Annotated in this window: 12 protein-coding genes; 3 read left to right on the top strand and 9 right to left on the bottom strand. The window is 60.8% G+C overall.

Features of this window, described 5'->3' with window-relative positions; translation table 11 throughout:
- Nucleotides 1-20 precede the first annotated feature (20 nt).
- From IPK09_01130 to IPK09_01150, 5 genes are all read right to left on the bottom strand, one after another.
- On the bottom strand, nucleotides 21-1,070 hold the full coding sequence (locus tag IPK09_01130; GenBank protein ID MBK7982214.1) for a CoA ester lyase: 1,050 nt from the start codon (nucleotides 1,068-1,070) through the stop codon (nucleotides 21-23).
- 28 nt (nucleotides 1,071-1,098) lie between these two features.
- Nucleotides 1,099-2,229, bottom strand: coding sequence for a methylmalonyl Co-A mutase-associated GTPase MeaB (gene meaB / locus IPK09_01135; protein ID MBK7982215.1), 1,131 nt, complete (start codon nucleotides 2,227-2,229; stop codon nucleotides 1,099-1,101).
- A gap of 124 nt (nucleotides 2,230-2,353) precedes the next feature.
- Complete coding sequence (locus IPK09_01140; protein MBK7982216.1) at nucleotides 2,354-3,361, bottom strand: DUF4062 domain-containing protein; 1,008 nt, start codon at nucleotides 3,359-3,361, stop codon at nucleotides 2,354-2,356.
- Nucleotides 3,362-3,571: 210 nt separating this feature from the next.
- Nucleotides 3,572-5,752, bottom strand: a complete 2,181-nt coding sequence (gene scpA / locus IPK09_01145; GenBank protein MBK7982217.1) for a methylmalonyl-CoA mutase — start codon at nucleotides 5,750-5,752, stop codon at nucleotides 3,572-3,574.
- Nucleotides 5,749-7,890: an acyl-CoA mutase large subunit family protein gene (locus IPK09_01150; GenBank protein MBK7982218.1), complete on the bottom strand. Its 2,142-nt coding sequence runs from the start codon at nucleotides 7,888-7,890 to the stop codon at nucleotides 5,749-5,751. The genes scpA and IPK09_01150 overlap by 4 nt, the downstream gene beginning before the upstream one ends.
- Nucleotides 7,891-8,081: 191 nt before the next feature.
- On the opposite strand from IPK09_01150, the gene IPK09_01155 reads away from it, so the two are divergent.
- The 3 genes from IPK09_01155 (at nucleotide 8,082) to IPK09_01165 (ending at nucleotide 11,363) form a co-directional block, all read left to right on the top strand.
- Entirely contained in the window at nucleotides 8,082-8,555 is a 474-nt protein-coding gene (locus tag IPK09_01155; GenBank protein ID MBK7982219.1) for a VOC family protein, read from the top strand.
- A gap of 466 nt (nucleotides 8,556-9,021) precedes the next feature.
- Nucleotides 9,022-10,581 carry a methyl-accepting chemotaxis protein gene (locus IPK09_01160; GenBank protein ID MBK7982220.1) on the top strand — a complete coding sequence of 520 codons (1,560 nt, stop codon included), beginning with the start codon at nucleotides 9,022-9,024 and terminating at the stop codon, nucleotides 10,579-10,581.
- Nucleotides 10,578-11,363 carry a substrate-binding domain-containing protein gene (locus IPK09_01165; GenBank protein ID MBK7982221.1) on the top strand — a complete coding sequence of 262 codons (786 nt, stop codon included), beginning with the start codon at nucleotides 10,578-10,580 and terminating at the stop codon, nucleotides 11,361-11,363. Before IPK09_01160 ends, IPK09_01165 begins: the two co-directional genes overlap by 4 nt.
- A 97-nt stretch (nucleotides 11,364-11,460) precedes the next feature.
- Here the strand turns inward: IPK09_01165 and IPK09_01170 are convergent, their stop codons facing one another.
- From IPK09_01170 to rfbB, 4 genes are read right to left on the bottom strand one after another with little or no spacing between them, the layout of a single operon-like run.
- Nucleotides 11,461-12,228 (bottom strand): 2-phosphosulfolactate phosphatase family protein, encoded by a 768-nt coding sequence (locus tag IPK09_01170; protein ID MBK7982222.1) that lies wholly within the window; start codon nucleotides 12,226-12,228, stop codon nucleotides 11,461-11,463.
- 56 nt (nucleotides 12,229-12,284) lie between these two features.
- Entirely contained in the window at nucleotides 12,285-15,188 is a 2,904-nt protein-coding gene (locus tag IPK09_01175; GenBank protein MBK7982223.1) for an insulinase family protein, read from the bottom strand.
- Nucleotides 15,185-15,448 (bottom strand): hypothetical protein, encoded by a 264-nt coding sequence (locus IPK09_01180; protein ID MBK7982224.1) that lies wholly within the window; start codon nucleotides 15,446-15,448, stop codon nucleotides 15,185-15,187. The genes IPK09_01175 and IPK09_01180 overlap by 4 nt, the downstream gene beginning before the upstream one ends.
- The gene (gene rfbB / locus IPK09_01185; GenBank protein ID MBK7982225.1) at nucleotides 15,445-16,491 is read right to left on the bottom strand and encodes a dTDP-glucose 4,6-dehydratase; all 1,047 of its coding nucleotides are present in this window, start codon (nucleotides 16,489-16,491) and stop codon (nucleotides 15,445-15,447) included. The genes IPK09_01180 and rfbB overlap by 4 nt, the downstream gene beginning before the upstream one ends.
- Nucleotides 16,492-16,503: the final 12 nt, after the last annotated feature.

Genomic DNA, 16,503 nt, shown 5'->3' on the forward strand with positions numbered 1-16,503 from the left:
CCCGCCCCTCTTAACGAAAGTTAGAAGCCGTACAGCGCCTTATATTCGGCGTCGCGGCCGGCGATCAGTTGGGCGAGATTGAGCACCACCTTACACTGTTTCCAAGTGGCGTCGTCCTGCATCTTGCCGTCGATCATCACCGCGCCGCTGCCGTCGGGCATGGCCTCGACCACGCGCTTGGCCCAGGCCACTTCCTCCGGTTTCGGGCTGAACACCCGCTTGGCGATGGCGATTTGATTGGGGTGCAGCGTCCAAGTGCCGACGCAACCCATCAGATAGGCGTTGCGGAATTGGTCTTCGCAGGCGACCAGATCGGCGATGTCGCCGAACGGCCCGTAAAACGCCAGCGCGCCGACGCTGGTGCAAGCGTCCACCATTTTGCCGATGGTGTAATGCCACAGGTCTTGCTGGGCGGTGGGGCGGGGGGCATCGGGATTCTTGGGGTCGGGATCGGTGCGCACCAGATAATCGGGATGGCCGCCGCCGACGCGGGTGGTTTTCATCCGCCGCGATGCCGCGAGATCGGCCGGACCGAGGCTCATGCCTTGCATCCGGGGGCTGGCGTTGGCGATGGCGTCCACGTTGGCCACGCCGAGCGCGGTTTCCAGAATCGCGTGCAGCATCAGCGGCTTTTTGACGTTGTACTTGGCTTCCAACTGGGCCAGCAGTTGATCGGCGAAGTAGATATCCCACGGCCCTTGCACCTTGGGCAGCATGATCACATCCAACTTGTTACCGATTTCGCCGACCAGACGGATCAGATCGTCAAGAAACCACGGGCTGTCGAGGCTGTTGACCCGCGTCCACAATTGCGTGTCGCCGAAATTCACGCTCTTGCCGATTTTGACCAAGCCTTCGCGGGCGGCTTCCTTGCGGTCGATGGGCACCGCGTCTTCCAGGTTGCCCAGCATGATGTCGACGTTCTTGGCGATATCCGGCACCTTAACCGCCATCTTCTCGTTGCTGGGATCGAAAAAGTGGATCATCCGCGAGGGCCGCACCGGAATTTCACGGAGCGGTTCGGGAGCGCCGACGACCTTGGCTTTGAAAAAGTCGCGGGGACTGCGCAGCATGTTTGTATCCTCCCAAGTCAGTGATTTAATGCCCTTCGAACTTGCGGATCAGTTTTTGCGCGGCGACGGTTGGGGGCAATTGGCCTTTAAGAACCCCCTCCTCAACTTCAGCGCGGATGCCGCCGACGCCGGCATGGTTGAAGAAGCTGGCGCGCAAATGTTCCTCGACCATCGAGTATACCCAATCCAGAGTTTGCCGTTGCCGGCGCTTCTCGAACACGCCGCTCTCAGTGACGAGTTGGCGAAAATCGCCAATCACCTTCCAGATGGCGTCGATGCCCTCGCCGTTGAGGGAAGAACAGGTATACGCCTTGGTGTACCAGCCCTCGGTGGCGGGAGCGAGGTAGTGCAAGGCGCGGTTGTAGTCGGCGCGAGCGGCGTTGGCGCGGATTTTGTTGTCGCCGTCGGCCTTGTTGACCAGCAGCGCGTCGGCCAATTCCATGATGCCTTTCTTGATGCCCTGCAATTCGTCGCCCGCGCCCGCGATCATGACCAGCAGGAAGAAATCGACCATCGACCGGACCGTGGTTTCGCTCTGACCGACGCCGACCGTTTCCACCAAAATCACGTCGAAACCGGCCGCCTCGCACACTAGAATGGTTTCCCGGCTTTTACGGGTGACGCCGCCCAAGGTGCCGCTGGAAGGGGAAGGGCGGATGAAGGCGCGCAAGTCGCGCGAGAGCAGTTCCATCCGGGTCTTATCGCCCAAAATGCTGCCGCGCGTGACCGTGCTGCTGGGATCGACCGCCAACACCGCGACTTTGTGGCCTTGGTCGCAGAGCTGCATTCCCAACGCCTCAATGAAAGTACTCTTGCCCGCGCCCGGCACGCCGGTGATGCCGATGCGGATCGATTTGCCGGTGTGCGGAATCAGTTGGCGCAGCACTTCCTGGCCCATGTTGAAATGCGCCTGGGAGTTGCTCTCCACCAGGGTAATGGCTTGGCCGAGCACGTTGCGGTCGCCCGCCAGCACACCGGCCACATATTCATCCACCGTCAAACGGCGGCGGCGCGGGGTATGCGGGCGCGCCACCGGCACGCTGGCTTGGCCGGGAATGCCGTCGTGTCCGCCATCGACGCCCGCCATGACCGAGGTGGTAAATTCCTTGCCGGCGTTTTCGGGAACCCAGTCGGGTTTGTGGTGTTTTTTGGTCATAATCTTGGAAAAATTTTTGGGGTAACAGCCTGTTCAAAACAGCAATGGCTTAGAGTTTTCTGGGCAAAAACCTAATCCAGTCGCAACACGCTGAACGCCGAATAGCTTTTTGCCGGTTTGATGTTCATACATGAATTTTTTTCACCGTTCGTAACTCAAACATGGTTTTCCTCCCTTTGGGAGTCAGGGACCACACTAACTCTGTTCCACCGCCAGCGGTGTCCAAGGGAGTTATTTCGATTAAACCATAGGCCTGCAACTGTATGGCTATCGTTTTGAATTCCTGATCGTTGATTGCTCTGGCATGGCCACCAGCATCCAGGGAGTCGGCCAATTCGTCGGCAAGCCACTGTTTTACTTTTGAATTCTGTGGACGCTCTTCAAGGTATGGGGCGATCAGTGCAAATATTCGCGCCCAGCTGACGATCATCCCCCAAGCGCGATCATAAGGTGTTTTATCACTGCCCACGCGAACCCGCGTCGTGCCGTGGATGGTGAATGTATCATCGAAGTCGGCGAGATCAATAGTCGAAAACTGGAGTTCTGACTTTAGGTGAGTGAGTTCGGCTTGGTAAGCATCATTTTGTTTTCTAAGGTGGATCAATTCATTGAGGATATCTTCGTTACTCGTGCGATTGGATCTCGTCCAGCCGATTGCAGGGTAGGTTTTTACAGTTTTTAAAACACGCAAGGCAATCAGGCCCGGAAGATCATCGGACTCTTTCCAGAATTTCACGGAACGGCCGTTGCTGATCTTCGCTCGAAATGCTTTTAATTTTTCTCCAAGTACCGGATCGATAGCTGGTTGTTCGGTGAGTGCTTCATCAGGATTTTCATGAGCGAGGGCAATCACTTTTAACCCGCTGGCGACCGCGTAATCAAATTCCTGTTCCGCGCAGCCTACGCTTTCTTCACTGACTGCTTCAGGCGGGCCCCCTATTAGCAATAAATAATAGTCGCAGTCACTGATTATTCTTTTGGTAAAATTCCATTGTTCTTCATCTTGAAGCGGGGAAAACTCTACCCCAGCCGGAATGCAATTCAGTTCCATAAGGGTTTGGATGACTTGTCGCCGCTCTTTTCTCAGGCCGACATGGGTTGAGCTGACGAAAATCTGATATCGTTTATCCATAATAGTTTGATGTTAAACATCTAGGTCTTTTATCGTTCGTAACGAAATAAGGGATCTATGAGTTGCCGTGTATAGCCTTCGCAGCGAAGGAGTGAATAGCATGATCTGGGGAAGCGCGGGCAATTAAAGTCACGCCGCCCTCATCCGAGCGCTATATGCCATGGCCCTCGCCCACCGTAGGGCGAGGGCCATTGACTCCTCACATTAGCTTCATGCCGCCAACCGTTCGTTCAACTCCACCAGCACCTTCTGCGCGGCGACCGGGATCACCGTGCCGGGGCCGAAGATGGCGGCGGCGCCGTTGGCCTTGAGGTACTCGTAGTCCTGGGCGGGGATCACACCGCCGATGACCACCATGATGTCCTCGCGGCCCAGCTTCTTCAGTTCCGCAATCAGTTGCGGCAACAAGGTCTTGTGACCGGCGGCCAGCGAACTCATGCCGACCACATGCACGTCGTTTTCCACCGCTTGGCGGGCGACTTCTTCCGGGGTCTGGAACAGCGCGCCGATGTCCACATCGAAGCCGAGATCGGCAAACGCGGTGGCGATCACCTTCGCGCCCCGGTCGTGGCCGTCCTGGCCGAGCTTGGCCACCAGGATGCGCGGGCGGCGGCCTTCGTTCTTCTCGAACTCATCGGCCATCTGCCGGACTTTGGCGATTTCCTCGGCCTCGCCGAATTCGCTGCTGTAGACGCCGGAAATGGCGCGAATGACGGCCTTATGCCGGCCGAACACCTTTTCCATCGCATCCGAGATTTCGCCCAACGAGGCGCGGGCGCGAGCCGCTTCCACCGCTTTTTCCAGCAAATTGCCGGAACCGGCGTTGGCCGCTTCGGTGATGGCGCTCAGGCACGCCTTCACCTTGGCCTCGTCGCGGTTGGCGCGCAGCTTGTGCAGGCGTTGCACCTGGGCTTCGCGCACGGCGGTGTTGTCGATGCTCAAAATATCCAGCTTGTCTTCCTTGGCCAGCCGGTACTTGTTCACGCCGACGATGGTTTCCTTGCCGGAGTCGATCTGCGCTTGCCGCCGCGCCGCCGCTTCCTCGATGCGCATCTTGGGCAGGCCGGTTTCGATGGCCTTGGCCATGCCGCCCAAGCTTTCCACTTCCTGAATGTGGCCCCAAGCCCGCTTGATCAGTTCGTTGGTCAGCGCCTCGACGTAGTAGGAGCCGCCCCACGGATCGAGCACCTTGCAGACCGAGGTTTCATCTTGCAGGTAGAGCTGGGTATTGCGGGCGATGCGCGCCGAAAAGTCGGTCGGCAACGCGATGGCTTCGTCCAGGGCGTTGGTGTGCAGCGACTGGGTGTGGCCCAGCGCCGCCGCCAGCGCCTCGATGCAGGTGCGGGCGACGTTGTTGAACGGGTCTTGCTCGGTCAGGCTCCAACCGGACGTCTGGCTGTGGGTGCGCAGCGCCATCGACTTGTCCATCTTCGGGTTGAACTGCTTGATGATCTTGGCCCACAGCAAGCGCCCGGCGCGCATCTTGGCCACTTCCATGAAGTAGTTCATGCCGATGGCCCAGAAGAACGACAGCCGAGGCGCGAAAGTATCGACATCCATCCCCGCCTTGATGCCGGTGCGGACGTACTCCAGCCCGTCGGCCAGGGTGTAGCCCAGTTCCAGATCGGCGGTCGCCCCCGCTTCCTGCATGTGGTAGCCGGAAATCGAGATGCTGTTGAACTTCGGCATCTCTTTCGAGGTGTAGGAGAAGATGTCCCCGATGATCCGAATCGACGGATCGGGCGGATAGATGTAGGTGTTGCGCACCATGTACTCTTTCAGAATGTCGTTCTGAATGGTGCCGGTCAGCTTCTCGTGCGAGACGCCCTGTTCTTCGGCGGCGACGATGTAGAACGCCAGTACCGGCAGCACCGCGCCGTTCATGGTCATCGACACCGACATCTGATCGAGCGGAATGCCGCCGAACAGGATTTCCATGTCCAGCAGCGAGTCGATGGCCACGCCGGCTTTGCCGACATCGCCGACCACGCGCTGATGATCCGAGTCATAGCCGCGATGGGTCGCCAGGTCAAAGGCAATCGACAAGCCTTTCTGCCCGGCGGCCAGATTGCGGCGGTAGAAGGCGTTGGATTCCTCGGCCGTGGAGAAACCGGCGTACTGGCGCACCGTCCACGGCTGGGTGACGTACATGGCGGGATAAGGCCCGCGCAGGAACGGCGGCACCCCGGCGACGTAGCCGAGATGTTTCAGGTCTGTGATGTCATCGCGGGTGTAAAGCGGCTTGACATCAATCTGCTCCATGGTGGCCGAAACCAGTTGCTCCAGGGTCTTGCCGGAGGCTTTTTCGACCGAGGCTTTCCAGTCGGCAAAGCTGGGCTTGGCGAAGTTCACGCCATAGGCCATGGTGGTGAAATCAGGCGATTGACTCATTGGGCGACCCCCATCTTCTTTTGCAACATCGTTAATAGATTTTGGCAATTGGCGGCGAGGTGGATGAAGTCATCCACGCCGGCGGCCTTGAGCGCATCGACCTGATCGGTGGGATAACCGGCCAGCAGCACCAGCAGTTCGGGATTGGCCTTTTTGAGTTTCGCCACCAGCGCCGGCACGATGTCGGGATAGGTGGCGTCGGTGGAGCAGATCACCACCGCCTTGGCCTGGGAAGCCAGCGCCGCGTCGGCCGCTTCATCCGGGGTCTTGAAGCCTTCGGGATAGGTGGTTTCGAAGCCGCCCACCCCTAAAAACGCCGTGACGAAATCGGCGCGGGCCTTGTGCTGGGTCAGCGGCCCCATGTTGGCCAGGAAGACCATCGGCCGCAGGCCGGTGCGGGCCACGTAGTTTTCCGCCGTCTGGCGCAACGCTTCGAACGCCTGCGCGCCACGCTGGGCGTGGATGGGTTTCAGCGTAGGACCGGGCTTGGCGTTGCTGCGCGCCGCTTGGGCGATTTCACCCAACGTCGCACCGGCCAGCGCCGCCTGAATCGCGGCATCGACGCCGTTCGCACCCGCTTTGGCCAGTGTATCCAGCGCCGCCTGTTTTTGGCCGGTCGCGGTCTTGCGAAAATCGTTCAGCGCCGTGGCGCGTTCGGTCTGCACCGCCCAGGCATCGGTCGGAGTCGGTTCGATCCGGGTTTCCTTCAAGTTCGGATACATGTTGGTGCCGACGAAGATGTCCTTGCGTTTGGCGATGTTGGCGGCGCGCTTGGCGGCGGTGTCGGCGACTTGCGCCTGCGGCCAACCGGCGCTCAAGGCTTTGGTCATGCCGCCCTGCTTCTCGACCTCCTGGAAAATGCCCCAGGTCTTGCGAGCGACCGAATCGGTCAGATTTTCGACGTACCAGGAGCCGCCGGCGGGATCGACCGTGCGGGTGATGTGACTTTCCTCGCGCAGCACGGTGTGGGTGTTGCGGGCGACCCGGCGCGAGAATTCATCCGGCACTCGCAGCAGTTCATCGAACGGCGAAATGTGCAGGCTGTCGCAGCCGCCGACCGCGCCGGAAAACGCCTCGGTGGTGGCGCGCAGCAGGTTGACGTGCGGATCGTAAACGGTCTGGTTCCAGGCCGAGGTGCGCGCGTGCAAGCTCATCTTCTGCGCGGCTTCGTCACCGCCGAAGGCTTGGACGATCTTGGCCCACAACAGCCGCGCCGCGCGCAGCCGGGCGATTTCCATGAAGAAGTTGGAGCCGATGGACAAGGCGAAGCGGAAGCGGGGCGCGGCGTCATTCACGCTGAGACCACGCGCCTGCATGGCGCGCAGATACTCCACTCCGGTCGCCAGCATGAACGCCAGTTCCTGAGTGGCGCTGGCGCCGCCGTTGTGGTACGGACTGCCTTGGACGGTGATGGTCTGCAACTGCGGGGCCTTGGCCTTGGCCCAGGCGGTCAGTTGCGCCATCACGTCGTAGATGCCCTCCAGATCGCGCGGCAGGCGGCCGTCGCGGGCCAGTTGGCCGAGCGGGTCCATGCCGATCGCGCCGCGCACTTTGTCCAGCGCCTTGCCTTGCTGTTGGACCAGCGCCGCCAGCAGGGCGGTGACGGTCAAGGCGCTGGTGCTGGCCTGAATGTAAACCGGCGTTTTTTCGAGGTCCACACCGGCTAAAGCCTGGGCCAGATCGGCGACGCTGGAGACCGACAGACCGCCTCTGCCGACGTCATCCGCTTCGGCTTGATCGGCGTCGATACCGGACAGGGTCGGGCGGTCGAGCACCAGATTGACCGCGTTCTGACCGCGCTCCAGATCGGTGCGCAAGGCCGCGTTGAAAACGGCTGGCGTCGCGTAGGGCAGTTCCTGCGCCACGTCCCAACTGTGGGTGACATAGCCCAATGGAGTCGTCCCACGCAGGTAGGGCGCAAAGCCGGGCAGGCTGTCCAGATGCGGCAGCCCTTCGATATCTTCCTGCCGGTACATCGGTTGGAGATCGATGTCCTCATAGGTCTTGGTGATCAGCCGTTTTTCGAACGGCGCCCCTTTCAATATCTTATCGATGGCCTTGCGCCATTCCTCGTAAGGGGTTGGGGGAAATTCATTGAACGTCGGGGTTGCCGCGTCCGTTTGTTGTGGGTTAGCCATGCGCATCCTCCGATGGATCGAAACACGAGGGGTTGACAGTACCTTGAAAGTATAACCGAAGATCAAGGTGATTCCCGGCAAGGAATCGCGTTGAAAAGTATAGGGTGCGGTTGCAATCGGAAAGTGGGATGACATACTGAAATGATTGAGCGCTTTTCCCATGCAAATGCATCATCAACCAGGAGGCTCTTGTGTCCGATAGACCTTTTAAAGTGCTTGGTATTCAACAGATCGCCATCGGTGGCCTAGACAAGTCGAAGCTGAGTCGGTTGTGGGTGGATACCTTGGGCCTGACCATGACCGGCAATTTCCGCAGCGAGCGCGAAAACGTCGACGAGGATATCGCCGCCATCGGTACCGGTCCGTTCAAGGTGGAAGTGGATTTAATGCAGCCGATCGACCCCGGCAAGGCGCCCAAGGTACACGAGCCACAGCTCAATCACATCGGTCTGTGGATCAGCGATCTGAAAGCGGCGGTGGAGTGGCTGACCGCCAAGGGAATGCGCTTCACCCCCGGCGGCATCCGCAAGGGCGCGGCCGGTTACGATGTCTGCTTCCTACATCCCAAGGGCAACGACGCCACGCCTCTGAGCGGTGAAGGTGTGCTGATCGAACTGATTCAAGCCCCGCCGGAAGTGATCGAGGCGTTCGCCAAGGTCGCCTAAGCGTCTCCAACGTCAAAAACCCCTCTTCAGATTGAAGAGGGGCCGCCAAAAAACAGTCGCAGCTTTATCGCCAGCGTCCCTCCACCCGACGGTTCTGGCGGGTTATTTTTTTCTAACCTGCTGATCTCGCTTTTATATGGGTGGTCAGCGCACTGAGAAAAAACCGCAAATTAAGGCTTTTAAGAGCCTCGGCCCAGTTTTTGCTAAGCCATTTCTCCATGCTCTGGCTCTGGCGTCACTTTGCTTAATATTCTTAGTAATCCACTATGTATTAGATTTTTTATTTATGATTGAATAGTATGTTCAATCAAAGACTCTATTATAATAAATTTATATTGTAATTTTTATAAGACGTACATTTCGATATAGTTATTTTCACCCCTAGGAAGGTATTCATGTGAAAGTTAATGTGGAGACATTAAAAATTAATAATGGCCTTTCAGGAAAATATCTTGGCTCGGTTGTATTGACTCTAGGGCTGTTATTCACCGTAACCGCCTTTTTGATCGGACGGCTGGAATCCGACATGATCCGGCAGTTCGACGCCACGCTGCGGGGTTTGGTGACGGCGATGAGTCAGGACCAAATCAAGAAACTTCAGGACGATCAGCGGTTTAAGGTCAAGCAACTCACCCAGTTGATGGCGGCGAGCTCCGAGCAGTCCTTCGCCAATTACGACTATCGGGCCGTGCAGACTTTGGCGGAGCTGGTCGGCAAGGACGGTGACATTTCGTTCGTCGATTTTCGCACTGAGGAAGGTAAGTCGGTCGCCAGCGCCGGCAAGGCGGACGGCCATCCCGCCGACCGGATCGTCCACGAAGAGGTCCACGACAGCGGTGCAAAGTTGGGCGAAGTGCGTGTGGGCTACAACCTGGATCGAGTGGAGCGGCAACAGACCGAAATCGCGGCGCGCAGCACCGGGGAACTCCAGCGATTGGACGCCCGGACCGCTGAGGATTTGCGCCGACTGCGGTGGGCGCTGGCGGCGATGATGGCCGCCACCGTCGTGGTGACCAGCCTGCTGGTGCTGTGGCTGTTCCGCAAATTGGTGTTGGGTCATTTGCGCAAGGCGGTAACCCGCGCGGGCGACATCGCCCACGGCGTGCTGGAGGGCGCAAACGACGAGATTTACCCGAAGGATGAGATGGGGCAACTGCTGACCGCGATGCAGGACATGACCGGCCGGCTGCGGTCGGTGGTCGGCGAGGTACGACACGCGGCGGACACCATCGGCAGCGTCGCCAGCGACATCGCCCAAGGCAACACCGATATCAAGCAGCGCACCGCCCAGCAAACGTCCACCCTTCACGACACCGCCTCTAACGTCCAACGGCTGACCGAGATCGTCCAACGCAACGCCGCCGGCGCGCGGCAAGCCGAGCAATTGGTGTCCGACGCGCGCGCGCAAGCGGAGCACGGCGGCGCGGTGGTCCGGCAAACCGTCGAAGCCATGGTGGCGGTCAACGACAGCAGCCGGAAGATCGGCGACATCATCAACGTGGTCAACGATATCGCCTTTCAAACCAACCTGCTGGCGCTCAACGCGGCGGTGGAGGCGGCGCGGGCGGGCGAGCAGGGGCGCGGTTTCGCGGTGGTGGCCGGCGAAGTGCGCAAGCTGGCCCAGCGCAGCGCCGAGGCCGCCCGCGAAATTCGGACGCTGATCGCCGATAGCGTGAGCAAGGTCGAGGAAGGCGACCGGCTGGTCAATCAGTCGGGCCAGACCCTGGAGGAAATCATCACCACCGTCAAGCGGGCCAGCGACATCGTGGCCGAGCTGGCGGCGGCCAGTCAGGAACAGGCGCGCGGCATCGAACAGGTCAATCAAGGCATCGCCACCATGGATCAAGTGGCGCAAGGCAATGCGGCCTTGACCGAACAAGCAGCGGCGGCCAGCGAATCGCTGAATCGAGAGGCCGCGAATCTGGTGGAGCAAATGGCGTTCTTTCAATTGGCGGCGCGCCAGCGAGCGGCGGCCGCTTCCTTACCGGTGATTAACGTAGAAGAGCCTTATGGAGCAACAGCATGAAAAACTTTAGGAAACTGCTTTTGGTGACCGGCTTGGCGGCCGCTTTGAGCGCAGGGTTCGGTCCGGCGGTGGCCGGCGCGGACGAACTTAAGATCGGCGGCGGTGCGGCCCCCATCGAAAACATCTTCAAGAAAGTCAAGGAACCGTTCGAGAAAGCAAGTGGCGTGCAACTGACATTGACCTCGGAAGGGCCGGATCAGGCGTTTATCAACGTTGAAAAAGGTGCCATCGACGTGGCGGCGGCCGGGTTGAGCTTCGAAGCTTGGCTGGAGCTGATGAAGCAGAAAGGCCATGAGATCGCCAATCCCAAGGATTTCAAGTTTCGCGTGATCGGCCGCGACAAGATTCAAGTCTTGGCCCACAAGGATTTGGCGGCGGTCAAGAGCTTATCCAAGGAACAGCTCAAGGGGATTTTCACCGGCAAGACCACCAACTGGAAGGAAGTGGGCGGTCCCGACAAGCCGGTGGTCGTGGTGTTTCCGACCAAGATGACCGGCACCAACAAGCTGTGGCAAGAAAAAATCATGGAGGGCGGCGAATGGCCCAAGGCCAATCTTCAGGAAGTGGCCGAAGCCTCCGATCTAAAAAAGAAGATCGCCGAAACGTCTGGCGCGGTCGGCGCGGGACCGATGGCCGCTCAGGACAAGGGCAGCCTGCATTCGCCGGAAACGCCGGAAGTCGGCCGGCCGGTCACAGCCCTGACCAAGGGCGCGCCTTCCGCCAACGTCCAGAAACTGTTCGATTTCATCGCGGGCGAAGGTCAGAAGTACATCGTCCGCTGAACGGCGCGGCGGTGTTTTGATGCGGTTTGGGCGCGCTGGAGAGACTCGCGCGCCTGCCCTTCTCCCACCGGTGCGAGAAGATGGCAGGGGCGGCTTTTCAATCCAGTCGCGCCGGTTTCAACACGCCCGGTTCGACTTGCAGCGGCACCACAGCGACGCTGTCGAGCCGCGCGCAATAATCCAAATCCTCCTCACAACCCAAGGCCGCCAGGCCGCGCCCGTGATGGGCGTAGCGCAGCAGTTGCGGCAACCGTGTTTCCCAGCGCTCGAACAAAGCCATGGCGGCGATGGATTCGTCGTCGCCCGCGCAGTCGCTGTCGCGTTCGACGCTGAGCCCGCAGGCGATGGCCCCAGCGCAGATGGTGTCTTCCAAGGAAAAGCTGCCACGCCAGCCCGCCGCCACGATCCAAACCGTATGCGGTTGCTCCTGCAATAAAAATCGGACGACCGCCGCGCGATTGGTCAATGAAGCCGTGAGCAGGATCGGCACTTGTTGGACCCGTTCCAAGGCGCGGGTGCCGTTGGTGGTGCTCATGAAAATCCGCTTGCCACCGACTTGATCGGGCGTGCATTCCGAGGGCGAGTTACCCAGATCGAAGCCATCCAGCTTTTCGCCGCTGCGCTCGCCGGCCAGCAGACGTTTGTTGGCCGGCCAGCGCTTGCTGAAGCGGAACAGTTCGTCGAGATCGTCGAACACTTGAATGGCTTCCGCGCCGGATTGCAGCGCCGTCGCCATGGTGGTGGTGGCGCGCAGCACGTCGATGACGATGGCGCAAGCGGGCATGTCGAGATTGAGGCCACCCTTGCGGGCTTTCTTGCTCAAATCCGGTACGAGGTCAGGGGTGTGATAGACGAAGATTTCCATGGTGCTTATCCTGTGAACGGTGGCGTTCCTGCCGGTTAGATGGAGCGGAGATCGGTTCAAACCGTCGCAACCGCCCAATCCGTCAAATCCACCAAGGTCCGGACATTTCCCAGCACCGCGCTAGCCGCTCGCGCCGGTTGCAAATAGGTCGCCGCGACCCGCTTGAGGTCGTCTAGCGTGACGGCGAGCACCTGCCGACGGAAGGCGCGACGTTGTTCCGGCGTGCGGCCAAACCATGTGCCGAAGAAGGCGCTGACCGCTTCACCCGCGGGCGAACCGGGTTTGTCGATGGCGGCGATCACGCCGAGAATCGCTTCTTCCAACGTTCGCGCGGGATGGTCGGTTTCCTGCAACCAGTCCAGCGCCCGGTCGAAATCGGCAAAGGTTGCCAGCAACCGCGGATCGCGATACGAATAGAACCGGAATGACCCGCTGTCGGGATGGTAACCCGCGCCACCGCCGTAAGCGCCACCCTGCTCGCGAATTGCTCGATGCAGGTGGCCGTTGCGGAGAAAATCGCCCAGCACTTGCAAGGCGGGCGCGTCGGGATGACCGGGTGCGACCGTCGGATAAGCCTTGGCGCAAAAATTGATCTGGGTATTGACCCGAAACGCTTGTCTGACGGGCTGAGCGTCAGGTACGGCCAGCGCGAAGGGGTGCGGCACGGTGCGGCCGTCCCGCCAGCGGGCGGCCAGCGCTTCGGCGATGCTCTCTTGCCGTTCCGCTTCGCTCACCACCAGCAATTGCCTCGGCGCGTCGCACAGTCGCTCGCGCAGGCGCTCCAGCCGCGCGGCGAAACCGCCCAGCGCCCCGGCACCGTCCAGCGCATCATCCAACGCCTTGAGGTTTTTCAAGCCCTGCAAGCCATCCCAGCGATGGCTCAAGGCGGCCACTGGGCTCAAACCGGCGCTGGCGGCGGCGAGCGCCAGCATGTGACCGTGATCGGTGATTCCTTCCTCGCGTTGGGCGCGAATTTGCGCGACCAGTTCCCGCAAGCGCGGCAACTCATCGAAGCGGGCGTCGGTCAAGGTTTCCCACAGCAATTCCGAAAGCCGGGTCTGATTGCGGGCCAGCGCCTTGCCGGCCAGCACCAGCACGCCCTTGGCCTGTGTCACGTCATCCACCCCACCGCGCACGGTGGCGCGGGCGTTGATGCCGCCGGTCGCGGCCGCTTGCAGGGCTTGAGTGGTCCGATAGTCGCGGCCGGCGCTGCCGACTTCGGTCAGACAGGCGCAGAACAGCGGCAACAAATCCAACTCATCGTCCTTCAGCGCGGGCAGATCGAGCACCGCTTGCAGGTAGACCATGCCGTTGGTGCCTTGCGCGTACCAATGCGCGGGTAGTACTCCGGCCGGACGGGCGACGCCTTCAGGGATTCTAAAATCCGCTGGCACGTCGCCCAGCTCGACGCGCGGCAGCAATTCGGGGTCGTCCTGTTGCCGCTGGCGTTCGGCCAGCGCTTGCGCCTGGAGAGCGATGCGGATTTTGTCGGTGTCGGCCAACGCCACTCGGAGCGCGGCCAGCCGCTGGTGCTCGCTCGCCGCCTGCCGGCCGCTCAATTCCGGGTCGGGCGTCATGGCCAGCCGGACCCGATGCGGGTTGTCCAGCAGCAGTTGCCGGACCAAACCAGGGATGAAATCCGCAGACCGGCTTTCGGTCCGCAATTGCTCCAGCAGCGGATTGCTGTCGAGCGCGGGGATCGGATCGCCGCCGTGAATCGCCGGGGTCAACGCTTCCATCAGCAGATGCAGGCCGTATGGGAAGCCGTCGCCGGTGATTTCCCGCTCGCTCAATTCCAGTTGATGCAGGGCGGCGTCCACGGCTTCTTGCGGCACGCTCTCGGCGGCGACCCGGCGCAACACATCGAGCACCAAGGTTTCGACCGCTTCCGCCTGTTCGGGGTTGGAGCCTTCCAGACCGCAGACGAAGGTCGCTTCGCGGGTCGAGGTGTCGAAGCCGCACAGCGGCGAGGGCGATGCGCCGAGTTCGGAGGTTTCCAGCGCGTGCCGCAGCGGCGAACTGCTGTTGTCCAGCAACACGTCGCTCAGCAACCGCGCCCGTAAGGTCGCCAGCGGATCGGTGATCGGTCCCAGCAGCCAACCGATGACGATATGGGTTTGGTCGGTCAAATCTTCCTCACCGTCCAGCGGATAGTGGATGGTGTCAACGACCGGCGCGCGGTAACGCCGTTCGGCGGGAATGGCCAAATCCAGTTTCAGCGCTTGAAACTGGTTCAGCGCGCCGGTCTCGAAGCGCGCCTGATGCTCGGCGGCGGGAATGTCGCCGTAGGTTAGGAAGATGGCGTTCGACGGATGGTAGTGGCGGGCGTGGAAGGCCTTGAGTTGCTCGTAACTGAGATCGAGGATGGCTTCGGGTTCGCCGCCGCTGTTGTAGTGATAGGTGGTGGTCGGGAACAGCCGGCTTTGCAGCGCCAGCCCCAGCCGTTGCACCGGCGAACTGAGCGCGCCTTTCATCTCGTTGAACACCACGCCCTTGAAGGCCAGCTCCGAATTAGGATCGGCGGGATCGGCGAATTCCAGCCGGTGGCCTTCCTGGGCGAAATCGCGCTCGTCCAGCAGCGGGAAGAAGGTCGCGTCCAGGTACACGTCCAGCAGGTTGTTGAAATCCTTTTTGTTCTGGCTGGCGAAAGGATAAGCGGTCCAGTCGCTGCTGGTGAAGGCGTTCATGAAGGTGTTAAGCGAGCGCCGGATCATCATGAAAAACGGATCGCGCACCGGATAGCGCCGGCTGCCGCACAGCGAGGTGTGTTCGAGGATATGAGCTACGCCGGTCGAATCTTGTGGCACGGTCAGGAACGCGACCATGAAGGCATTGTGTGGATCGTCGGCGGCCAGGTGAAGGTGCCGCGCGCCGGTGGCGCGGTGGCGGTATTCTTGAAATTCCAGCCGCAGAGCGGGAACGGGGTGCTTGCGCAAGGATTCGAAGGCGGGATGGCTCATGGTTTCGGTTCGTGATGTTCGGAATCGGAATCGAGGCTGGCTTCTGGCTCGGCGGGGGGCGCCGCGCCGCGCGGCTCGGTCAGGACGACGAGGATGGTGCCGCAAAAAGCCGTCAACACTCCGACCGGCACCAAGCCCAGCAGGTTCAAAATCAACCCTCGTTCGCCGGTGGTCATCGCCGCGAAGCCGGTGCTCAGGCCAACGACAGTGAAGATGCCGCCGATCACCACCAACCAGCGGCCGATCCGCAATGGATTCATCGACCGCCCGCCATCATGCCGCCCCAGGCGGGATCGGCGGCGTGGCGCTGCAAATACCACTCCACGGTTTTGGCGATGCCGGTGTCAAAGGTTTCCGCCGGCCGCCAGTCGAGTTCCCGCGCCATCTTGCTGGCGTCGATGGCGTAACGCCAGTCGTGACCGGGCCGGTCGGTGACGAAGCTGATGAGCCGGTCGTGCGGGGCGTGGTGCGGGCGGCGCTGGTCCAGCAGCGCGCAAATCCGCTTGACGATAGCGAGGTTCGCCCATTCGTTGCAGCCGCCGATATTGTAGGTCTCGCCCGGCTGGCCGTTGCGGATCACGGCATCGATGCCCCGGCAATGATCCTCGACATAAAGCCAGTCGCGGATGTTGCTGCCGTCACCGTAAACCGGAATCGGTTTTTGCAGCAGACAGGAGCGAATCACGGTCGGGATGAATTTCTCGCCGTGCTGGAACGGGCCGTAGTTGTTGGAGCAATTGGTGGTGACCACCGGTAGCCCATAGGTGTGGAAATAGGCGCGCACCAGATGATCGGAACCGGCCTTGGACGCGGAGTAGGGCGAGTTAGGCGCGTAAGGGGTGACTTCGGTAAAGGGCGGATCGTCACGCTGGAGCGTGCCGTACACCTCATCGGTGGAGATGTGATGGAAGCGACAATCAGCGGCTGACGTGCCAGGTAGCCACGCCAGACGCGCCGCTTCCAGCAGGGTAAAGGTGCCGACCAAGTTGGTTTGCACGAAGGCCGCCGGGCCGGTGATGGACCGGTCGACATGACTTTCGGCGGCGAAGTGGGCGATAGTGTCGATGGCGTGTTCGCGCAGCAGTCGATCCACCAACGGCCGGTCGCAGATGTCGCCCCGGACGAAGGTATGGCGGGTCGGATCGGGCAGATCGCGCAGGTTGTCGGGCGAACCGGCATAGGTCAGCAGGTCGAGATTGACGATGCGGATTGCAGGATCGCTCGCCAGCAAATAGCGGACGAAGTTGCAGCCGATGAAACCGGCGCCGCCGGTTACCAGCACGTTACGGGGTCGATGTTCCATAAGAATCTGATT

Source organism: Candidatus Competibacteraceae bacterium (genome assembly GCA_016713505.1).
In the GTDB taxonomy this organism is placed as follows: Bacteria; Pseudomonadota; Gammaproteobacteria; order Competibacterales; family Competibacteraceae; genus Competibacter_A.

What these genes read in the sequence shown, in the direction of transcription:
- IPK09_01180 (MBK7982224.1), bottom strand. Translation starts at nt 15,448, where the DNA reads ATGAATCCATTGCGGATCGGCCGCTGGTTGGTGGTGATCGGCGGCATC.
- scpA (MBK7982217.1), bottom strand. Translation starts at nt 5,752, where the DNA reads ATGAGTCAATCGCCTGATTTCACCACCATGGCCTATGGCGTGAACTTC.
- rfbB (MBK7982225.1), bottom strand. Translation starts at nt 16,491, where the DNA reads ATGGAACATCGACCCCGTAACGTGCTGGTAACCGGCGGCGCCGGTTTC.
- IPK09_01170 (MBK7982222.1), bottom strand. Translation starts at nt 12,228, where the DNA reads ATGGAAATCTTCGTCTATCACACCCCTGACCTCGTACCGGATTTGAGC.
- IPK09_01150 (MBK7982218.1), bottom strand. Translation starts at nt 7,890, where the DNA reads ATGGCTAACCCACAACAAACGGACGCGGCAACCCCGACGTTCAATGAA.
- IPK09_01175 (MBK7982223.1), bottom strand. Translation starts at nt 15,188, where the DNA reads ATGAGCCATCCCGCCTTCGAATCCTTGCGCAAGCACCCCGTTCCCGCT.
- IPK09_01140 (MBK7982216.1), bottom strand. Translation starts at nt 3,361, where the DNA reads ATGGATAAACGATATCAGATTTTCGTCAGCTCAACCCATGTCGGCCTG.
- IPK09_01165 (MBK7982221.1), top strand. Translation starts at nt 10,578, where the DNA reads ATGAAAAACTTTAGGAAACTGCTTTTGGTGACCGGCTTGGCGGCCGCT.
- meaB (MBK7982215.1), bottom strand. Translation starts at nt 2,229, where the DNA reads ATGACCAAAAAACACCACAAACCCGACTGGGTTCCCGAAAACGCCGGC.